The sequence below is a fragment of the Enterococcus aquimarinus genome (assembly GCF_001885765.1).
In the GTDB taxonomy this organism is placed as follows: Bacteria; Bacillota; Bacilli; order Lactobacillales; family Enterococcaceae; genus Enterococcus_I; species Enterococcus_I aquimarinus.
Genome location: NZ_JXKD01000003.1, coordinates 1 through 14,998 on the forward strand (window position 1 = coordinate 1; position 14,998 = coordinate 14,998).

Here is a 14,998-nt window from a genome sequence, read left to right on the forward strand (position 1 = left end):
AAGATGTACCAACCCTAGTTGTTAAAGAGCCCAAAATCAAAAAGATTCTGTCCTTTTCTTCACGGTAGTTATGTATATATTCCTACCAACTAGTAGTTGACTCAACGTCCTGTGTTGTTTCTTCTGTTTCCGATACGCGATCATCATAAAACTGATTTCCGATAAAACCGTTATAAGAGTATTCGAATTGTGGATCAATCGTTAATTCCTCATTCGTCGGTAACTCTAATTGCTCTTTTAAACTATTTTGAACAGTCAGCAATTCTTGCATTCCCAAAATTTGATAATAAATGCCATTCATTTGTTCATCTCTACCTTCTAACTGCTCTTGTTCAATATTTTCAAAAGCCGGATAGTAATTAGTAGCAATGTCTAGCATTTCATTCCAAGTTAAATCAGTTTTCGAATTTTTCTCAACTGCTTTTAAGATTTTTTGATAATTGCTGACGCCATTTAAACTAAGTACTTTAGCAATAATTTTCTCTAGTACTTCTCGCTGACGTGCTTGACGCCCAATATCTCCAGCGGGATCGTCTTTACGCATTCTGGCATAAGCAAGACCTGTTTTACCATCTAAGGTAATTTTACCAAAAGGGACATGAACATTTTCTAAGGTAAATTCAATTTTGTTATCGACTTCAATTCCACCGACTGCATCAATAAGATCACGCATCCCCTGCATGTTGATACTAACATAGTGGTCAATTGGAATATCGAGGAGTTTTTCAACCGCATCCATCGCTAGTTCTGCGCCACCATAGGCATAGGCGTGATTTAATTTATCAAAAGTCACCCCATCTAACATGTCCGCATAAATATCTCGATCTAAACTCACGATTGTTGATTGTTTTTTTTCAGGATTAATCGTTACAACCATCATACTATCCGAACGACCTTGTTCTGTTCGTCCTAGAGCGCCAGTATCAATTCCCAATAACAAAATAGAAAATGGGTCTCTTTCTTCAATACTCATCGCAACATCTCTTTTTTGAGTCGTGCGATTGACTGCTTGACTAATATTGTCCATCATACTATTTGCGTCCCCTAGAACTTGCATCGCATAGATCGTTATCCCTGCCACTGCAACGACCATGATACTTAAGATGGAGATGACTACTTTTTGATAACGTCGCATAACGCACCTCTTTCAACTATTTAGAATTGTCAGAAAAATTTTCCCATATTATAACAAAGGATACAACCACTTTTCCACTTTGTAATCAAAATTTAATTTTTCAGAGGGCGTCACGAAAAATTAAATTTCAGCTATTTTAAAAACCTATTTCTAAATCTTTCTTAATTTTTGTCGTTGATATTTCAGGGGTACGACTTAAATAAATAACTTTTGCTGCCGTGCTATCTTCAATAAAATCGAATTTCCCAGTCCAATCATTTCCCATAACAAAAGTATCAATTTGATATTCTTTAATATCTGTGATTTTTTGGTCCCAACTTTCTTCAGGAATAACTAAATCAACATATCGTATAGCCTCTAATAATTGCTTTCTCTTTTCATAAGAAAAATAACATTTTTCTTTTTTTTTTTGAAAGTTAAATTCATCTGTTGACAATGCAACCACTAAATAATCGCCTTGCTCTTTTGCACGACGCAATAAGTTAATATGTCCATAATGTAATAAATCAAAGGTACCGTAAGTAATAACTCGTTTCATCATTCTACCTCTTTTTCAATTGTTTCATTTACTTTCATCACGATAACAAATATCTTCTAAAATAGCAACTAGTAATGACAGAATTAGCGGAAGGTTAACTTTTATCATGCCACGAAAGAAGCCTCTCTTATATTTCATCTTCTTGATGAAATTGAGAGAGGCTTCTTTTAATTAATATTTGAATTTTATTTTGCTGCTAAATAAAGTTCATTTACTTTATCCCAGTTTACAACATTCCAAAATGCATCGACATAATCCGGGCGTACGTTTCGATAGTTTAAGTAATAAGCATGTTCCCAAACATCTAGACCTAAAATTGGCGTTAAGCCTTCCATTAATGGAGAATCTTGATTTGGAGTAGAAATAATTTCTAATTTACCATCTTTTAATACTAACCAAGCCCAACCTGAACCAAAACGAGTGGTTGCTGCTGCTTTGAATTTAGCTTTAAAATCAGTAAAACTACCAAAAGCTTCATCAATCGCTGTTTTTAATTCACCAACAGGTTCGCCGCCAGCTTTTGGTGCCATAATTTCCCAAAAGAATGTGTGGTTAGCATGTCCGCCACCATTATTACGAACGGCTGTACGAATGTCTTCTGGAAGCGCATCGATATCCGCAATCAGTTCTTCAATTGATTTTGATCCAAGCTCAGGATGTTTTTCAATTGCTGCGTTTAAATTTGTTACATAAGTATTGTGATGTTTCTCGTGATGTATGTGCATTGTTTCAACATCGATATAAGGTTCCAAAGCATCGTAACCATAAGGTAATTTTGGTAATTGATAAGTCATAAAATTTTCCTCCTAAATGTTATATTTACAATCTTAAGATTAACAAAGTTTAGCACTTTCTTCAAAACATATGCTTGGGTTTTTTCTATTTTTAGGTTAAATCACTCTTTTATTTTTCAAAAACAGTCGTCTTTTTAGTTATTCTCTTGTCATTGCTATCTGACTCCGTTAAAATGAAGGGTATTACCACTACTTACTGTTGAGGAGCTAGACTATGTTATATCTAACAAATGTAAAACGTTCACTATTTAAATTGGATCAATTACAAGAAGCAAAAAAAATGAATCTAGGGGTTGTCATTTTTCATCTTCTTTTATTAAGTTTTGTTTTAGCAATTCCGATTTCTTTACAAGTCATTCAAGTTTTTTCGACCATTCAAGACGATGGAAAAGAAATTGCTCAAAAAATCCCTGACTTTACGATTGAAGAAGGTGTCCTTGTAACGAAAGATGATGCTGAGGGCTTTATTTATCAAACAGACTCGATTATCTTCACCTTTGACCCTGAAGGTAAACGGACTGCAGATGACATTTCTAAAGATATGTTGGGTAATTTTTTGAGTATCGGACTTTTACAAAAAGAATTAGTCGTTACTTTACCTGCTACTGAAAATATCAATTCACTTTTTGGTTCGAATCAATTAACGATTCCGTATACTTCAACTCAATTGAATGATTTAACAGGCGAAAATCTGAGAGAACGTATTTTAGAAAACGAAATGCCTTGGTGGCTTGCACCCTTAACATTTTTGATTGCCATTTATCCGGCTTTTCTTTCTCTAATCATTACAATTGCTATTGCAACTCTTTTCGCCAATCTTTTTTCTCGAATGCGCGGAAGATATGATGGTTTTTTAAATAACTTTAAGATTATTGTTTTTTGTAGTACATTGCCTGTTATCATTACTACACTAATCAACTTACTCAATCCGAGTTTTATCGGGGATACATTTATTCTCATCGCAAGCGTCTTTATCTTTCTTTTCTCATTGAATAACCATTCTGATAAGAAAAAGATTATTTAAAAAAAGATTCCCTTGGTATCCTATCTGGAACACCAAGGGAATCTTTTTATGCCTCTTCCGAAAAAATATAAGTTGGCTCATGTAATTCTTCGTCATAATCAACAACAACATCATATCCTCTAAAAAACCAATCATCGTTTTTATCAATGAAAAACAATACCCCATCTATTGTCTCTTGAAACATGACGCGTTCTGGAAGATCAACAGACATCCCCACAGAGAACCCTTCATGGACTTGTGTACTGCCATAAACTTTCCCGAAAAACCGAATACCTTGCCCTGGTTCCAGAACAATTTCTTTTTTGAACCATTCTAATACTTTTGGAGTAACTGTCACTTTCATCTTACCGACACCTCTATTTATTTATTTTTTCATCGAGCATATCGACATCTTCTGCTGTTCCAATCACGAGTAAATTATCATATTCTTGAACAACTTCTGTCGCATCTGGCGAGACAACGACTTTCCCGTTTCCACGACGAATCGCAACCACAGTCAAGCCATACTTTTGTCGAAAATTCAGTTCAATGAGTGTTCGATTAAAAAAGCGGGCATTCGTTACACGAATTTCTGCCAATGAAAATTCATCCGATAGTTCAATAAACTCTAAAATATTTTTTGAAACAAGATTATGAGCGATTCTGACTCCCATGTCTCTTTCAGAATGAACCACTTTGTCGGCTCCTATTTTCTCTAACACCCGAGCATGATACTCATTTTGAGCTTTCGCTAAAACATTTGGCACACCCATCTCTTTTAACATTAATGTCACTAGAATACTCGCTTGAATATCCTCTCCAATCGCGACAATAACATGGTCAAAATTTCGAATCCCTAAAGATCGTAACGTCATCTCATCTTGAGCATTTCCCACTACTGCATGTGTTGCAATATTCATATATTCATTTACCCGATCTTCGTTGCTATCGATGACTAATACTTCTTGTCCTGATTCTACTAAAGAACGGCAGATACTTCCACCAAAACGTCCTAATCCAATAATGGCATAATTTTGCTTCATCTTTTTGCGCTCCTTTTTATTTTACCAAATGATGTTTAAATGCATAAATCGCCGCTTGCGTTCGATCTTCTACTTCTAATTTCGCTAAAATATTCGATACATGGGTTTTCACTGTTTTTAAGGTAATAAATAATTGATCGGCAATTTCTTGATTGCTTTTTCCTTCTGAAATTAATAATAACACTTCTTGTTCGCGTTTTGTTAAGTCCTCATGCAATTCTTTTCGAGGCTTCGTTGCCTGCTGTACAATCTTCGTCGTCACTTCTGGTTCTAAGACGCGTTCTCCTCTTTGTGTAGCGCGAATGGCATCCGCTATTTCTCGGGCAGTAGACGTTTTTAGTAAGTAACCACTTGCCCCTGCTTGTATTGCAGGATAGACTTTTTCATCATCAATAAAACTAGTGACAATTAAGATTTTTGCTGCTGGCCATTCTCCTAATATTTTCTTGGTGGATTCAATCCCATCCATCACTTCCATTACCAAATCCATTAAAATCACATCTGGTCTTAAGTCTAGTGCTTTCTCATAGCCAATTAAACCATTCTCAGCCTCTCCAACCACTTCAATATCTTTTTGAATCGACAAATAAGAAGAAACACCTAATCTTACCATCTCATGATCGTCAATTAACAATACTTTTATCATTCTACGTTCCCTCCCAGTAACGGTATTTTCACTTCAATACTTGTTCCTTGTTTCGGAAAACTAATAATTTTTAATGTTCCGCCCGTACTCGCCACACGTTCCCGAATATTCATTAAGCCATAACTTCCGGCTTTATTATTCTGGCTACTCACATCAAAACCTACACCATCATCCACAATTCTGAGTAGAATCGATTGATTGACTCGGTGTAGATAAACCTCTAATTCTGAAGCTTTTGCATGTCGCAAGATATTCGAAAGGAGTTCTTGGACCACACGAAACAGTTGATCTTCCGTAGCTAACGGGAGCGCGACATCTTCCATTTCCCACTTTAATTGAATCGTGACTTTCGTTTTCAATTCAATTAATAATTGTTCGATTCCTTCTTTCAATGTTTTCCCCTCTAACGTTACAGGTCGTAAATGAAGGAGCAGGGCACGCATTTCAGATTGGGCTGCATTAATAATGCCTGTCACCACACCTAATTGCTGCTGATAGGTCTCAGGTATCCCACTTTCTTCTCCTTGTTCATCTAACGCAGCAAGTAACATCATCGCTGCAAATAGCTGTTGTGAAACAGAATCATGAAGTTCTCTAGCTAGACGATGTCGTTCCTTTTCCAGAATTTCTTCTTTCGTCACACCATCAATTAATTGCGGTCGACTGTTTAAAAGTTGCAATTCCGATAAAATTTCTTTTAGTTTCATTCGAATCATATAAAAATCGTTATCCATTTCAAAAAGCGTTTGATTCGAAATCGAATAAGGCATACTTTCATCTAAAATCGGATTATCGAAATTTCCACCTGCTAATAAACGTAATTTTTCTTCAATCGGCATTAATAAACGTTTTTGATAAAAAGAAATAAGGATATAATTGGTTAGTCCTATAATCACTGATAGTGCAAATAGATAAAAAACAAAGGGAATAAACAAAAATTTAATTTGAAAAAGCTCGAGTAACCACTTATCGTGACCTAGCGCCATCCCATATGTAAACAATACGAGGACTAAAATTAAAAATGTTAAAAATCCAGTATATATCGCAATAAAAAATTTAGGGTTATTTTTCATCATACTTGAATAACCTCAACATCTCCGATTAAGGTATTGGCAATGATTTTAATTCGGCGTGAAGAAGTATCGTATTCTGGACTATAAAGCATTAAATGTTCATTACGCATCGCAATTCGGCTTTCGTCAAATACAACCGTCCCTGCAAAAACACTACAATCTACATGAATCCCCACTCCGAGCGGAACTAAAATTCTCGTTCGTCCAAACCCCTTACGAATTAAGATGACATTATCTTTTTTAGGTAAAATCGTATTTCCTAAATCAATAATCGTGTCACCACTTGCAATCGTTAAATTAATATCATCCCATTCATAGATTTGACTACCTAAACGTTTATTACCAAAAAGTTGTTGTTTTTCTAATCGACCGTTTTTATTACGAGGTTCCATCGTTTCGACAATCATCATTTTTTTTCTTAAATGAAACGGACTATTCGACAACTGTAGACCAGATAACTCCAAGCCTGTTAGTCCAATAAAGATAATCGCAAAAATCAACATAAACCAAACGGCTGGAATATTCAATAAGCTAAAAAAGATAAGCGTTAACCCAATCATTCTTTTTATATTTTTAGGTTTCGTCTCTGACACATTGTTTTGAGATAATACCATCAAGAACAGACCGATTCCTAACATTACGATGACAAGATAATTATTAATAATTTGCCATATCGCTAATAAGGCAAATAAACACTCAATCACAATGAAAAAACGCCATGATTTATTCATTTCAATCCTCCTATTCTCTCCAGTCTATCATACCAATTTTATCAGATTTTGCATCCACCTTTAGACTGAAAAATAGAAAAAGAAGGGTCAAATTGACACCTTCTTTTTCTATTTTTATTTTACGCCAACAATTTTGACAGACATGTCTCCACCAGGAGTAGAAATGGTTACTTCATCATTTAATTTTTTACCGATTAAAGCCCGAGCAATCGGTGAATCGTTAGAAATTTTACCAGCTAATGGATCAGCTTCAGCACTACCGACAATAATATATTCTTCTTCGTCGCCATCTGGTAATTCAATAAACGTAATCGTTTTACCTAGAGCCACTTCATCTTGATTCACATTGTTATTATCAATAATTTCTGCAAAACGAATCATCGTTTCTAATGTCGTAATCCGACCTTCGACAAAAGCCTGTTCATCTTTCGCAGACTCGTATTCAGAGTTTTCAGATAAGTCCCCAAAACTACGCGCGATTTTAATACGTTCAATAATTTCGCCACGTTTTACTGTCTTTAATTCTTCTAATTCTAATTCTAATTTTGCTTTACCTTCTTCTGTCATTGGATATACTTTTTCTACCATGATTAATATCTCCTTTTGCATCATATACTATTCGTTGATTTTATTTTTTGTTAGATAGAGGACTGTCACTTCCGCTATGTTAAAATGTGTTTTTTTTAATAAACAAAGGTAACCTTTTGCTTGAATCCACAAAAGATTACCATTCTTTTATTTAAATGTAAACCGTTTTATTGTTTTTTGACTAATTATTTACATATTGTTCCACAAGGACATTATGTTCTTCAAGCGTCTCAGAAAAGTACACTTTCCCTGTTTTTAGGTCCGCCACAAAATAGTAATAACTGTTATCAAGTGGGTTTAAGACAGCTTCAATTGCAGACGTCCCTGGATTATTAAAGGGTCCTGGACCAAAACCAGTGTTCTTATATAAGTTATACGGAGAATCGACTTCTAAATCCTCGTAAGTGACTAATTCTTTATGTACGCCTAAGGCATATAATATCGAAATATCTGATTGTAATGGCATCTCGATAGCCAAACGATTAAAGAAGACTTGAGCAATCATTCGTCGATCTTCTTCTTCTACTCCTTCTTTTTCAACTAAAGAAGCTAATGTTAAAATTTCATGAATATTCCAATCACTTGCTTCAATCGCATCCGCGTACTGGGCCATCACTTCGTCCGTCTTCGCAACCATTTGAGAGACAAAATTTTCCAATGTCATTCCCTCGAAATAATCATAAGTTGCCGGGAATAAATACCCTTCTAAACGGTAGCGAACACCTTTTACTTGGCTAACATCTGTTAATAACGCAGGATAACGATCTTTTAACTGATTAAAGAAGGTTTGGTCTTCCATCACTGCTAGAAATTCTTCTTTCGTGAATGAGGTGTCTTTTTCAATTGCATCCCCGATCTGACTCACATCAAATCCCTCAGGAATGGTTAAGCGGGCATCCGCTTGATCTGCGGCCAATCCACCTTCTTTTAATATTCCACTAATTTCATCAAGTGTCATATTTTGCGAAAGCTGATAGCGACCTGCTTGAAAACCACTCAAATTATTAAATTTAGTAAAGAAATTAAAAATTGTCCCATTTTTAATAATATTACTTTCCTCTAAGATTTCACCAATCATTTTGTTAGAAGAACCTATTGGTATTTCCACAAAAACAACTTCATCATTCGCACTATCTAATGGTTTTAAACTATCCGTTACATAACGATACGCGGAAAATCCTAAAATAGAAAAAACTAGAATCAAGGTTAAGACAACAATCATAACAATTCGATTAACAATTTTATCTTCTTTTTGACGACTTCTTTTTTGACTATTTTTATCGGAAGATCGACTATTAGTGGTCTTCTTATTTGGGCTCACCGTTTTGGCTCTTCCTTTCTGATTTGACCGCGTGAGTGTTGGTTCAGCTTCAGTCTCAATTTCAGGGTCATTCATTTTTTGTTGTTCGTTATTTTCGGGAATTTCTTTTTTTAAGGAATTCATCACTCGATCTTTAATCGATTCTTCCTCTGGATGTTGTTTTGACAAAACAAATCCTCCTTACATTCAAAATACTAACTTTTTCTATTATACATGAAATACGTGTGTTTCGGAATATTTTATGTTCTTTATTATTTTTTACTAATAAATTTAGCTCTCTGTTTTTTAAAAAGTTTCAAATCGTAATTTATTATACTATAATAAGATTTACCACTTATTTCAAAGGAGAAAATTTATGTCCATCATTTTATTTTTATTTCTTATGTTTTTTTCTCGGGATTTGATATTTTTACCTGAGGATAAATTTAATGAAGATTATTTATTACAAAAACAAACTACAAATATGAACGGTATTTTTGTTTTTCTTGTTTTATTATCTCATTCCAGTCAATATCTTAATATAGATCAAGAAATTCATCAATATTACAAAATATTCAAAAATTTTTTAGGCCAAGGAGTTGTAGTTACATTCCTAATGTATTCTGGTTATGGTATTATGCAAGGAATCAAATTAAAAGGAAATAACTATATTAAAAGTTTACCTTCTAAAACTATAAAATTATTTCTTTATTTCAATGCGGCACTCTCATTATACTTTTTATTAAATATTTTTCTCCAAAAAAGTTATCCACTAAGGCATACTTTACTAGCAATAACTAGTTGGACATCTATTGGAAATAGTAACTGGTATATCACAGCTGTACTTCTATTATACATATCCGTTTTTATTTCATTTATCATAGCTAAAGATAAGTATTTATTAGGGATTTGTCTGACATTGTTTCTAACTATTACAATCGTATATATTCAAATGAAACTTAATCGACCTGGGTATACATACAATACAATGATTATTTTTCCTTTGGGAATGATATATTCATATTTCAAAGAATATATTGATAAATTTATCAATAACGACTTAAGATGGTTAGGCATATTACTGTCGCTATACGGAATTACTTCTTTTACTTACTTTAAAAGATATTCAGGTGGTATTGAGTTTTACTCAGTTTGGATTGTAAGTTTTTCATTAATTCTAGTACTTTTCTCAAAAAAAATCATCTTAATTAATCCTTTATTGGAATGGTTAGGAAAAAGAGTTTTTTCTATTTATATTTTACAAAGAATTCCTATGACTTTATTGGCACATTTTAATTTGAATCAACATTATGTTATTTTCTTCGTCTCTAGTTTATTTTTCACATTAATTTTATCTCTTCTTTTTGAAAAATTCTTTATGAAAAATATCGATAGATTTGTCGAGAGATTTAAAGATCAGACTTATCAATGAAATATCGCCTATCGTCGTTTATTATAACTTAATAAATGATGATAGGCGATACTTATTCATTTAGTCATTATCTAAAGCGAAAGCACTTCTTTAACAATACGTTGGGCTGATTTCCCATCTAATTCATCAAAAAATCGATCTCTAAATTCAACAACTTTTGTTAAGTCTTGTTCTTCAATCATTTCTATTGCTTGAAATAAAGAATCATTATTTGCCACAATCGGTCCAGGAACAAATTTTCTGTATTCATAATAAAAATTGCGTTCAGCTAAATAGTTTTCTAAATCATATGCAAAGAAAATCATTGGTCTTTTTAGCAATGAGTAATCGAATATAACAGATGAATAATCTGTGACTAAAATGTCCGTTACAATTAACAAATCATTCATATCCATTCCACTAAGATTCAACACATGATCTTTTAAATCATAAGGTACACCTTGTGATTTGCTGACTGATGGGTGCATCTTAATTACTAACACATACTCATCAGAAAATCGTTTAACAAACTCTCTGATATTCAACATCATAGAGAAATTCTTTCTTTCTGCTGGTCCGCCCCTAAAGGTAGGAGCGTAGGTAATAATTTTTCGTCCATTAATTTCTGGATGCATATTTAAAAATTTCGTTTTTGTAAAAGCAAGATACTCTTGATCTAATAATTTATCCGCTCTAGGTACCCCTAAGGGCAACACATTTTTTTCTGCAATATGAAAAGCTTCTGCGTAGAATGGAACAATTTCTTTAGAGGAACAAATAACTTTAGAATAGTTTTGATGTGCCGCCTTTTCAAATGCAGCAGTATTTGCATCTAAACTACCAATTGCTCCGAACCCGAATTTTTTAAAAGCTCCTGCTGCATGCCACAATTGGATAACGTTTGTTTTTTCGGGTAATTTCAAACCATATATTTGACGATAATAATCATCCAAAAAAATAATTTTTGCACTAGCAACATCTCTTAAAAGTCTGTTTTGTGCCGAAAACGAACGATTATTCGCCTTTAAATAACAAAAAACTTTTTCTTTATTGATATTATTTTCAGAAATTTCATCGTAAATCATTTGAAAAGTCCCAGTCATTTTCTCATCTTTATTTGTCATAAACAAAATTTTTGTTTTTGGCAATGAGATTTTATATATGGGAAACAATATTTTACGTAAAACTACTGTTTTGAACATTGTTCCAGCTTTTTTTGTCAGAATCTTGCTTTCTTTTGCAAACCGACGTTTCCCTAAGTAAAGAACTATTGGAGCTGTTGTTTTTAAATGGATACTTCTTTTTAAGGCAATCATTTTTTTGTTAGCATCTTGAATACGTATATTATCTTGTATATGAGCTACTGTTCCAGGTGACATATGTTGAAATAAACTTTTGAGTAACATAATATATTCGTTATATGCTTCTCGTTGGATAAACGTAAATCGTTCAACGAGCTCAATCGTCAGCATTTGAAAATAAAACATATTTTCTGAGAATAGTTGTTTAGGCATCTTTTGATTCATTATAATGAGTTGTTCAAAAACTTTCTTTTGTGCTTCTGAATCTTTAGTTTTTAATATTTCACGAATAGCTGGCCATAAATCAAAACGAATAACTCGATCAAAGTAAACCTTTAACGATTCAATGACCCCATATTTATTGTCAATGTATTTTTCAAAGAGAGGTAATCCAATAAAAAGACTCTGACTAACATCTGTAAAAGTAGCATAAGGGTTTACTTTTACAATCTGTGACAAGGAAGCTTCTATTGTTTCTCTAGAGCGATAATTATAGACTATTTGATCAATTGTATAAATTTTATTACTCCGCAAGAGTGCTTCTAATACGAAAGGTTGATCCTCACCTATTTTAATTGTTTCGGGCATTCTTAAGTCTCTGATAATCTTTTTGCGATATAGTTTACTGGCAGGCCCCAGTGAATAGACTAATTCAGGATTAGTTTCTATGCTTCTTGCTCCTTCTTTAAATAAGCCCGCGTTATAATGTCCCGCAATATACCACGAACTTGTAGAGTTAAAACTTAAAGATCTTCCCATTACAATATCCGCATCTTCTTGTATTGAAGCTGTATATAAGGCTTCCAAGGCATACGCTGGCACGATATCATCTGCATCTACAAAGTAAACATATTCACCTCTGAATAACTCTAGCCCTGTATTTCTTGCTTTTGCTGGACCACTGTTTGCTTGCGTGACTAAAGTTATTTTTGGATTATTTTTCGCTAATTTTTTAAGAATATCCAAAGTCCTATCAGTTGAACCATCATCAATTAAAATTAGTTCGATTTCTTCCAATGTTTGACTCATTAATGAAGAAACTTGTTCTTCTATAAAATCTTCAACATTATATGTGGGAGTAATGATTGAGATAATTGGTTCTCTCTTTTTTGATTGCTGAATAATTTGATACGTCATTTAATTCTCCTACCTAACCTCTTAATGAAATAACTGCAACATGTAAAGATTTTTAAATAAAATTCTTGAATACGATGTTTTTGAATCCTTTGAATTTTATTTAAAAACGTACTTTGACTACTATCGTTTTGCAGTTTGGTAATATTTTCGATCAATAAATAATACACAGGTAATGCTGGTCTACGAATTAAAAAATAAAATGATTGAAGTTCGAAAAAAATATATTTTTTGAAATTAGCAGACTCGCTGAACAATAAAATAAACGGCTCTGACCCAAGCAATATTTTTTCTAATACTATATTAAAAAATGTTGCTTGCTTAACGCCACTTTCACGGTAGTTCGCTTTAAACAAAACGCGTAATTCTATTTCAGTCAATCGATTTATGTAACCTAAATACATTATTTTCTTTTCTTCTACCGTATAGTTTTTTTCAATAGTAATCATGTTGTATGCGTCATTGATTATAGCTAAAATATTTTTCAAGTTTTCGATTGTATTCTTTTGATAAAGTTGCGTTAATGATTGATTTTCTTTACCTCTAACTCGATAAAAGTAAATAGCTTCATGAGTAACAGCAATTTTATTTGATCTTAAATAAGTCTTTAAAACAAACAATTGATCTTCTGCAAAGTTTAGTGAAGAATCAAAAAAATTATTATCTAATAAGGAATGATGATACAGCTTTGCAGCAGGACCTATCGAATAAAACAACTCCGTATGTTCAGCAATGTTTTTTACTCCATCCACTGACGTTACTTGATACTTGTGATGCGAGGGAACGGACCAGTTTTTATACCCATCTGTTCTTAGCGTTCTTCCAAGAGCAAGTAAACAATTATTTTCTGTTATGATTTTTAATAATGTTTCAATTGCTTCTTCTGACAAGTAATCATCACTATCGACAAACATAATATATTCTCCTTTAGAAGCTTCTATACCCAGATTACGAGCATAAGCGGGTCCTTGATTTACAATCGAATATATTTTTGTATTATTTGAATCTTTAGTGATAATTTCAGCAATATTTAAAGTATCATCTGTAGATCCATCATCAATCAGTATTAACTCTATATTGGAATAAGACTGTGTAAGAATACTAGTTAAACATTGTTCAATATAATCTGCAACATTATACATCGGGATAATAACGGAAACCATTTTATCTTTCATTTCTTAAAACCTACTTTGATTTTTCTGTCATGATTTTTTTTACAAACAAATAAGCACGTTCACTATTTTTACTATCCAAGAAAGGAAAATTTTCTTGTTTTAACCGTTGAATACATTCTTTTTCTTTGATTGGAAATTCAAATAGACAATTAATTAAATCTGTTGCTGTTTTATATATAGGTAAGCCGAGATACTCTTGGTAATCAACAAAAAAACCAACACTTTTAGTATATTCTTCATAATCAGGAGCATATATTTTTATCGATTTCTCAAAAAAAGAATAATCTAGAAGGAGGGAAGAGTAATCGGTTATTAAACAATCAACTTTACTCAATAACGAACTCGATCTAGATGTATCTTGAAAAATTTCAATTTTAGAATTATTTACCTCAATAATTTTATCTAATTTAAAATAAGGATGTAACGAAACATATAGTTTTATCGATTCATCGGTAAATTGTTCAGAAAATTCTGCTAGAAAATTGTTAATATATTCATATGCGGGATCGTCATTTTTAGCTGTTCGATATGTCGGTGCATAAAGCAATTTAATTTTAGTATCACTAATAGATGGAGATCCTAGTTTTGTTAAATCATCCAATCGTGGTGCACCTGTTATAATTACCTTGTCTGGTGATATTGCAAAAGAATCAACTAATGCAAAACGATCACTTTCTGCATTAGCTAATACCCAATCATAATTTGAATGATGATTGATAATACTCTCTGTATTTTTTTGAATACTCAGACCATATTTCTTTAGATGCCCAATTGCATGCCACACTTGAATAATTTGGTTCTGTTTTTTTTTATTATTAATACAATATATAGGGAAAAAATAATCATCAATTATAAAAACAGAAGATGTAGCCAGATGAAATAACGCAATGATAGAATACCAAAAATAATTTATTTTACCTCGTAGACTACGATGATAATTAAAACAAACTATTTTTATTTGTAACTCTTCATCACTTTGCATCACTTGATAAATATTTTTTAGATTTCCAGACAAACTATCACTTCGATTAGTACACAGAGTAACTTTATTTTTATTTGTAGGGAATAAAAAAGAAAAAAAGTGATACAAGAAATTAATTGTTTTCTTTAATAATAAAAGTTTCAT

The 14,998-nt window shown here is 32.6% G+C and carries 15 protein-coding genes; 2 read left to right on the top strand and 13 right to left on the bottom strand.

The annotated features are described in order from the left end of the window. Window positions 1-82 precede the first annotated feature (82 nt). From RU93_RS02990 to RU93_RS03000, 3 genes are all read right to left on the bottom strand, one after another. Entirely contained in the window at window positions 83-1,135 is a 1,053-nt protein-coding gene (locus tag RU93_RS02990; protein WP_071874127.1) for an LCP family glycopolymer transferase, read from the bottom strand. Between the two features lie 136 nt (window positions 1,136-1,271). Then, on the bottom strand, window positions 1,272-1,673 hold the full coding sequence (tagD, locus tag RU93_RS02995; RefSeq protein ID WP_071874128.1) for a glycerol-3-phosphate cytidylyltransferase: 402 nt from the start codon (window positions 1,671-1,673) through the stop codon (window positions 1,272-1,274). Between the two features lie 185 nt (window positions 1,674-1,858). Then, window positions 1,859-2,467, bottom strand: coding sequence for a superoxide dismutase (locus RU93_RS03000; protein ID WP_071874129.1), 609 nt, complete (start codon window positions 2,465-2,467; stop codon window positions 1,859-1,861). Between the two features lie 214 nt (window positions 2,468-2,681). Between RU93_RS03000 and RU93_RS03005 the strand changes: the two genes are divergently transcribed. Beyond that, window positions 2,682-3,491 (top strand): DUF1189 domain-containing protein, encoded by an 810-nt coding sequence (locus RU93_RS03005; RefSeq protein ID WP_071874130.1) that lies wholly within the window; start codon window positions 2,682-2,684, stop codon window positions 3,489-3,491. A 46-nt stretch (window positions 3,492-3,537) separates the two neighbouring features. On the opposite strand, the gene RU93_RS03010 is transcribed toward RU93_RS03005, so the two are convergent. From RU93_RS03010 to mltG, 7 genes are all read right to left on the bottom strand, one after another. Beyond that, window positions 3,538-3,834 carry a HesB/YadR/YfhF family protein gene (locus RU93_RS03010; protein ID WP_071874131.1) on the bottom strand — a complete coding sequence of 99 codons (297 nt, stop codon included), beginning with the start codon at window positions 3,832-3,834 and terminating at the stop codon, window positions 3,538-3,540. A gap of 13 nt (window positions 3,835-3,847) precedes the next feature. Continuing rightward, window positions 3,848-4,513 (bottom strand): potassium channel family protein, encoded by a 666-nt coding sequence (locus RU93_RS03015; RefSeq protein ID WP_071874132.1) that lies wholly within the window; start codon window positions 4,511-4,513, stop codon window positions 3,848-3,850. Between the two features lie 16 nt (window positions 4,514-4,529). After that, entirely contained in the window at window positions 4,530-5,159 is a 630-nt protein-coding gene (locus RU93_RS03020) for a response regulator transcription factor (RefSeq protein ID WP_071874133.1), read from the bottom strand. Then, window positions 5,156-6,235: a sensor histidine kinase gene (locus RU93_RS03025; protein ID WP_071874134.1), complete on the bottom strand. Its 1,080-nt coding sequence runs from the start codon at window positions 6,233-6,235 to the stop codon at window positions 5,156-5,158. The genes RU93_RS03020 and RU93_RS03025 overlap by 4 nt, the downstream gene beginning before the upstream one ends. Next, entirely contained in the window at window positions 6,232-6,963 is a 732-nt protein-coding gene (gene liaF / locus RU93_RS03030) for a cell wall-active antibiotics response protein LiaF (protein ID WP_071874135.1), read from the bottom strand. Before liaF ends, RU93_RS03025 begins: the two co-directional genes overlap by 4 nt. A 114-nt stretch (window positions 6,964-7,077) precedes the next feature. Further along, complete coding sequence (greA, locus tag RU93_RS03035) at window positions 7,078-7,551, bottom strand: transcription elongation factor GreA (RefSeq protein ID WP_071874136.1); 474 nt, start codon at window positions 7,549-7,551, stop codon at window positions 7,078-7,080. Window positions 7,552-7,732: 181 nt separating this feature from the next. Beyond that, on the bottom strand, window positions 7,733-9,040 hold the full coding sequence (gene mltG, locus RU93_RS03040; RefSeq protein WP_071874137.1) for an endolytic transglycosylase MltG: 1,308 nt from the start codon (window positions 9,038-9,040) through the stop codon (window positions 7,733-7,735). A gap of 187 nt (window positions 9,041-9,227) precedes the next feature. On the opposite strand from mltG, the gene RU93_RS03045 reads away from it, so the two are divergent. Next, window positions 9,228-10,283 (top strand): acyltransferase family protein, encoded by a 1,056-nt coding sequence (locus tag RU93_RS03045; protein ID WP_071874138.1) that lies wholly within the window; start codon window positions 9,228-9,230, stop codon window positions 10,281-10,283. A gap of 71 nt (window positions 10,284-10,354) precedes the next feature. Here the strand turns inward: RU93_RS03045 and RU93_RS03050 are convergent, their stop codons facing one another. From RU93_RS03050 to RU93_RS03060, 3 genes are read right to left on the bottom strand one after another with little or no spacing between them, the layout of a single operon-like run. Further along, window positions 10,355-12,700 (bottom strand): bifunctional glycosyltransferase/CDP-glycerol:glycerophosphate glycerophosphotransferase, encoded by a 2,346-nt coding sequence (locus tag RU93_RS03050; protein ID WP_071874139.1) that lies wholly within the window; start codon window positions 12,698-12,700, stop codon window positions 10,355-10,357. Beyond that, entirely contained in the window at window positions 12,697-13,872 is a 1,176-nt protein-coding gene (locus RU93_RS03055; protein WP_071874140.1) for a glycosyltransferase family 2 protein, read from the bottom strand. The genes RU93_RS03050 and RU93_RS03055 overlap by 4 nt, the downstream gene beginning before the upstream one ends. A gap of 10 nt (window positions 13,873-13,882) precedes the next feature. Beyond that, window positions 13,883-14,998: a CDP-glycerol glycerophosphotransferase family protein gene (locus RU93_RS03060; protein WP_071874141.1), complete on the bottom strand. Its 1,116-nt coding sequence runs from the start codon at window positions 14,996-14,998 to the stop codon at window positions 13,883-13,885.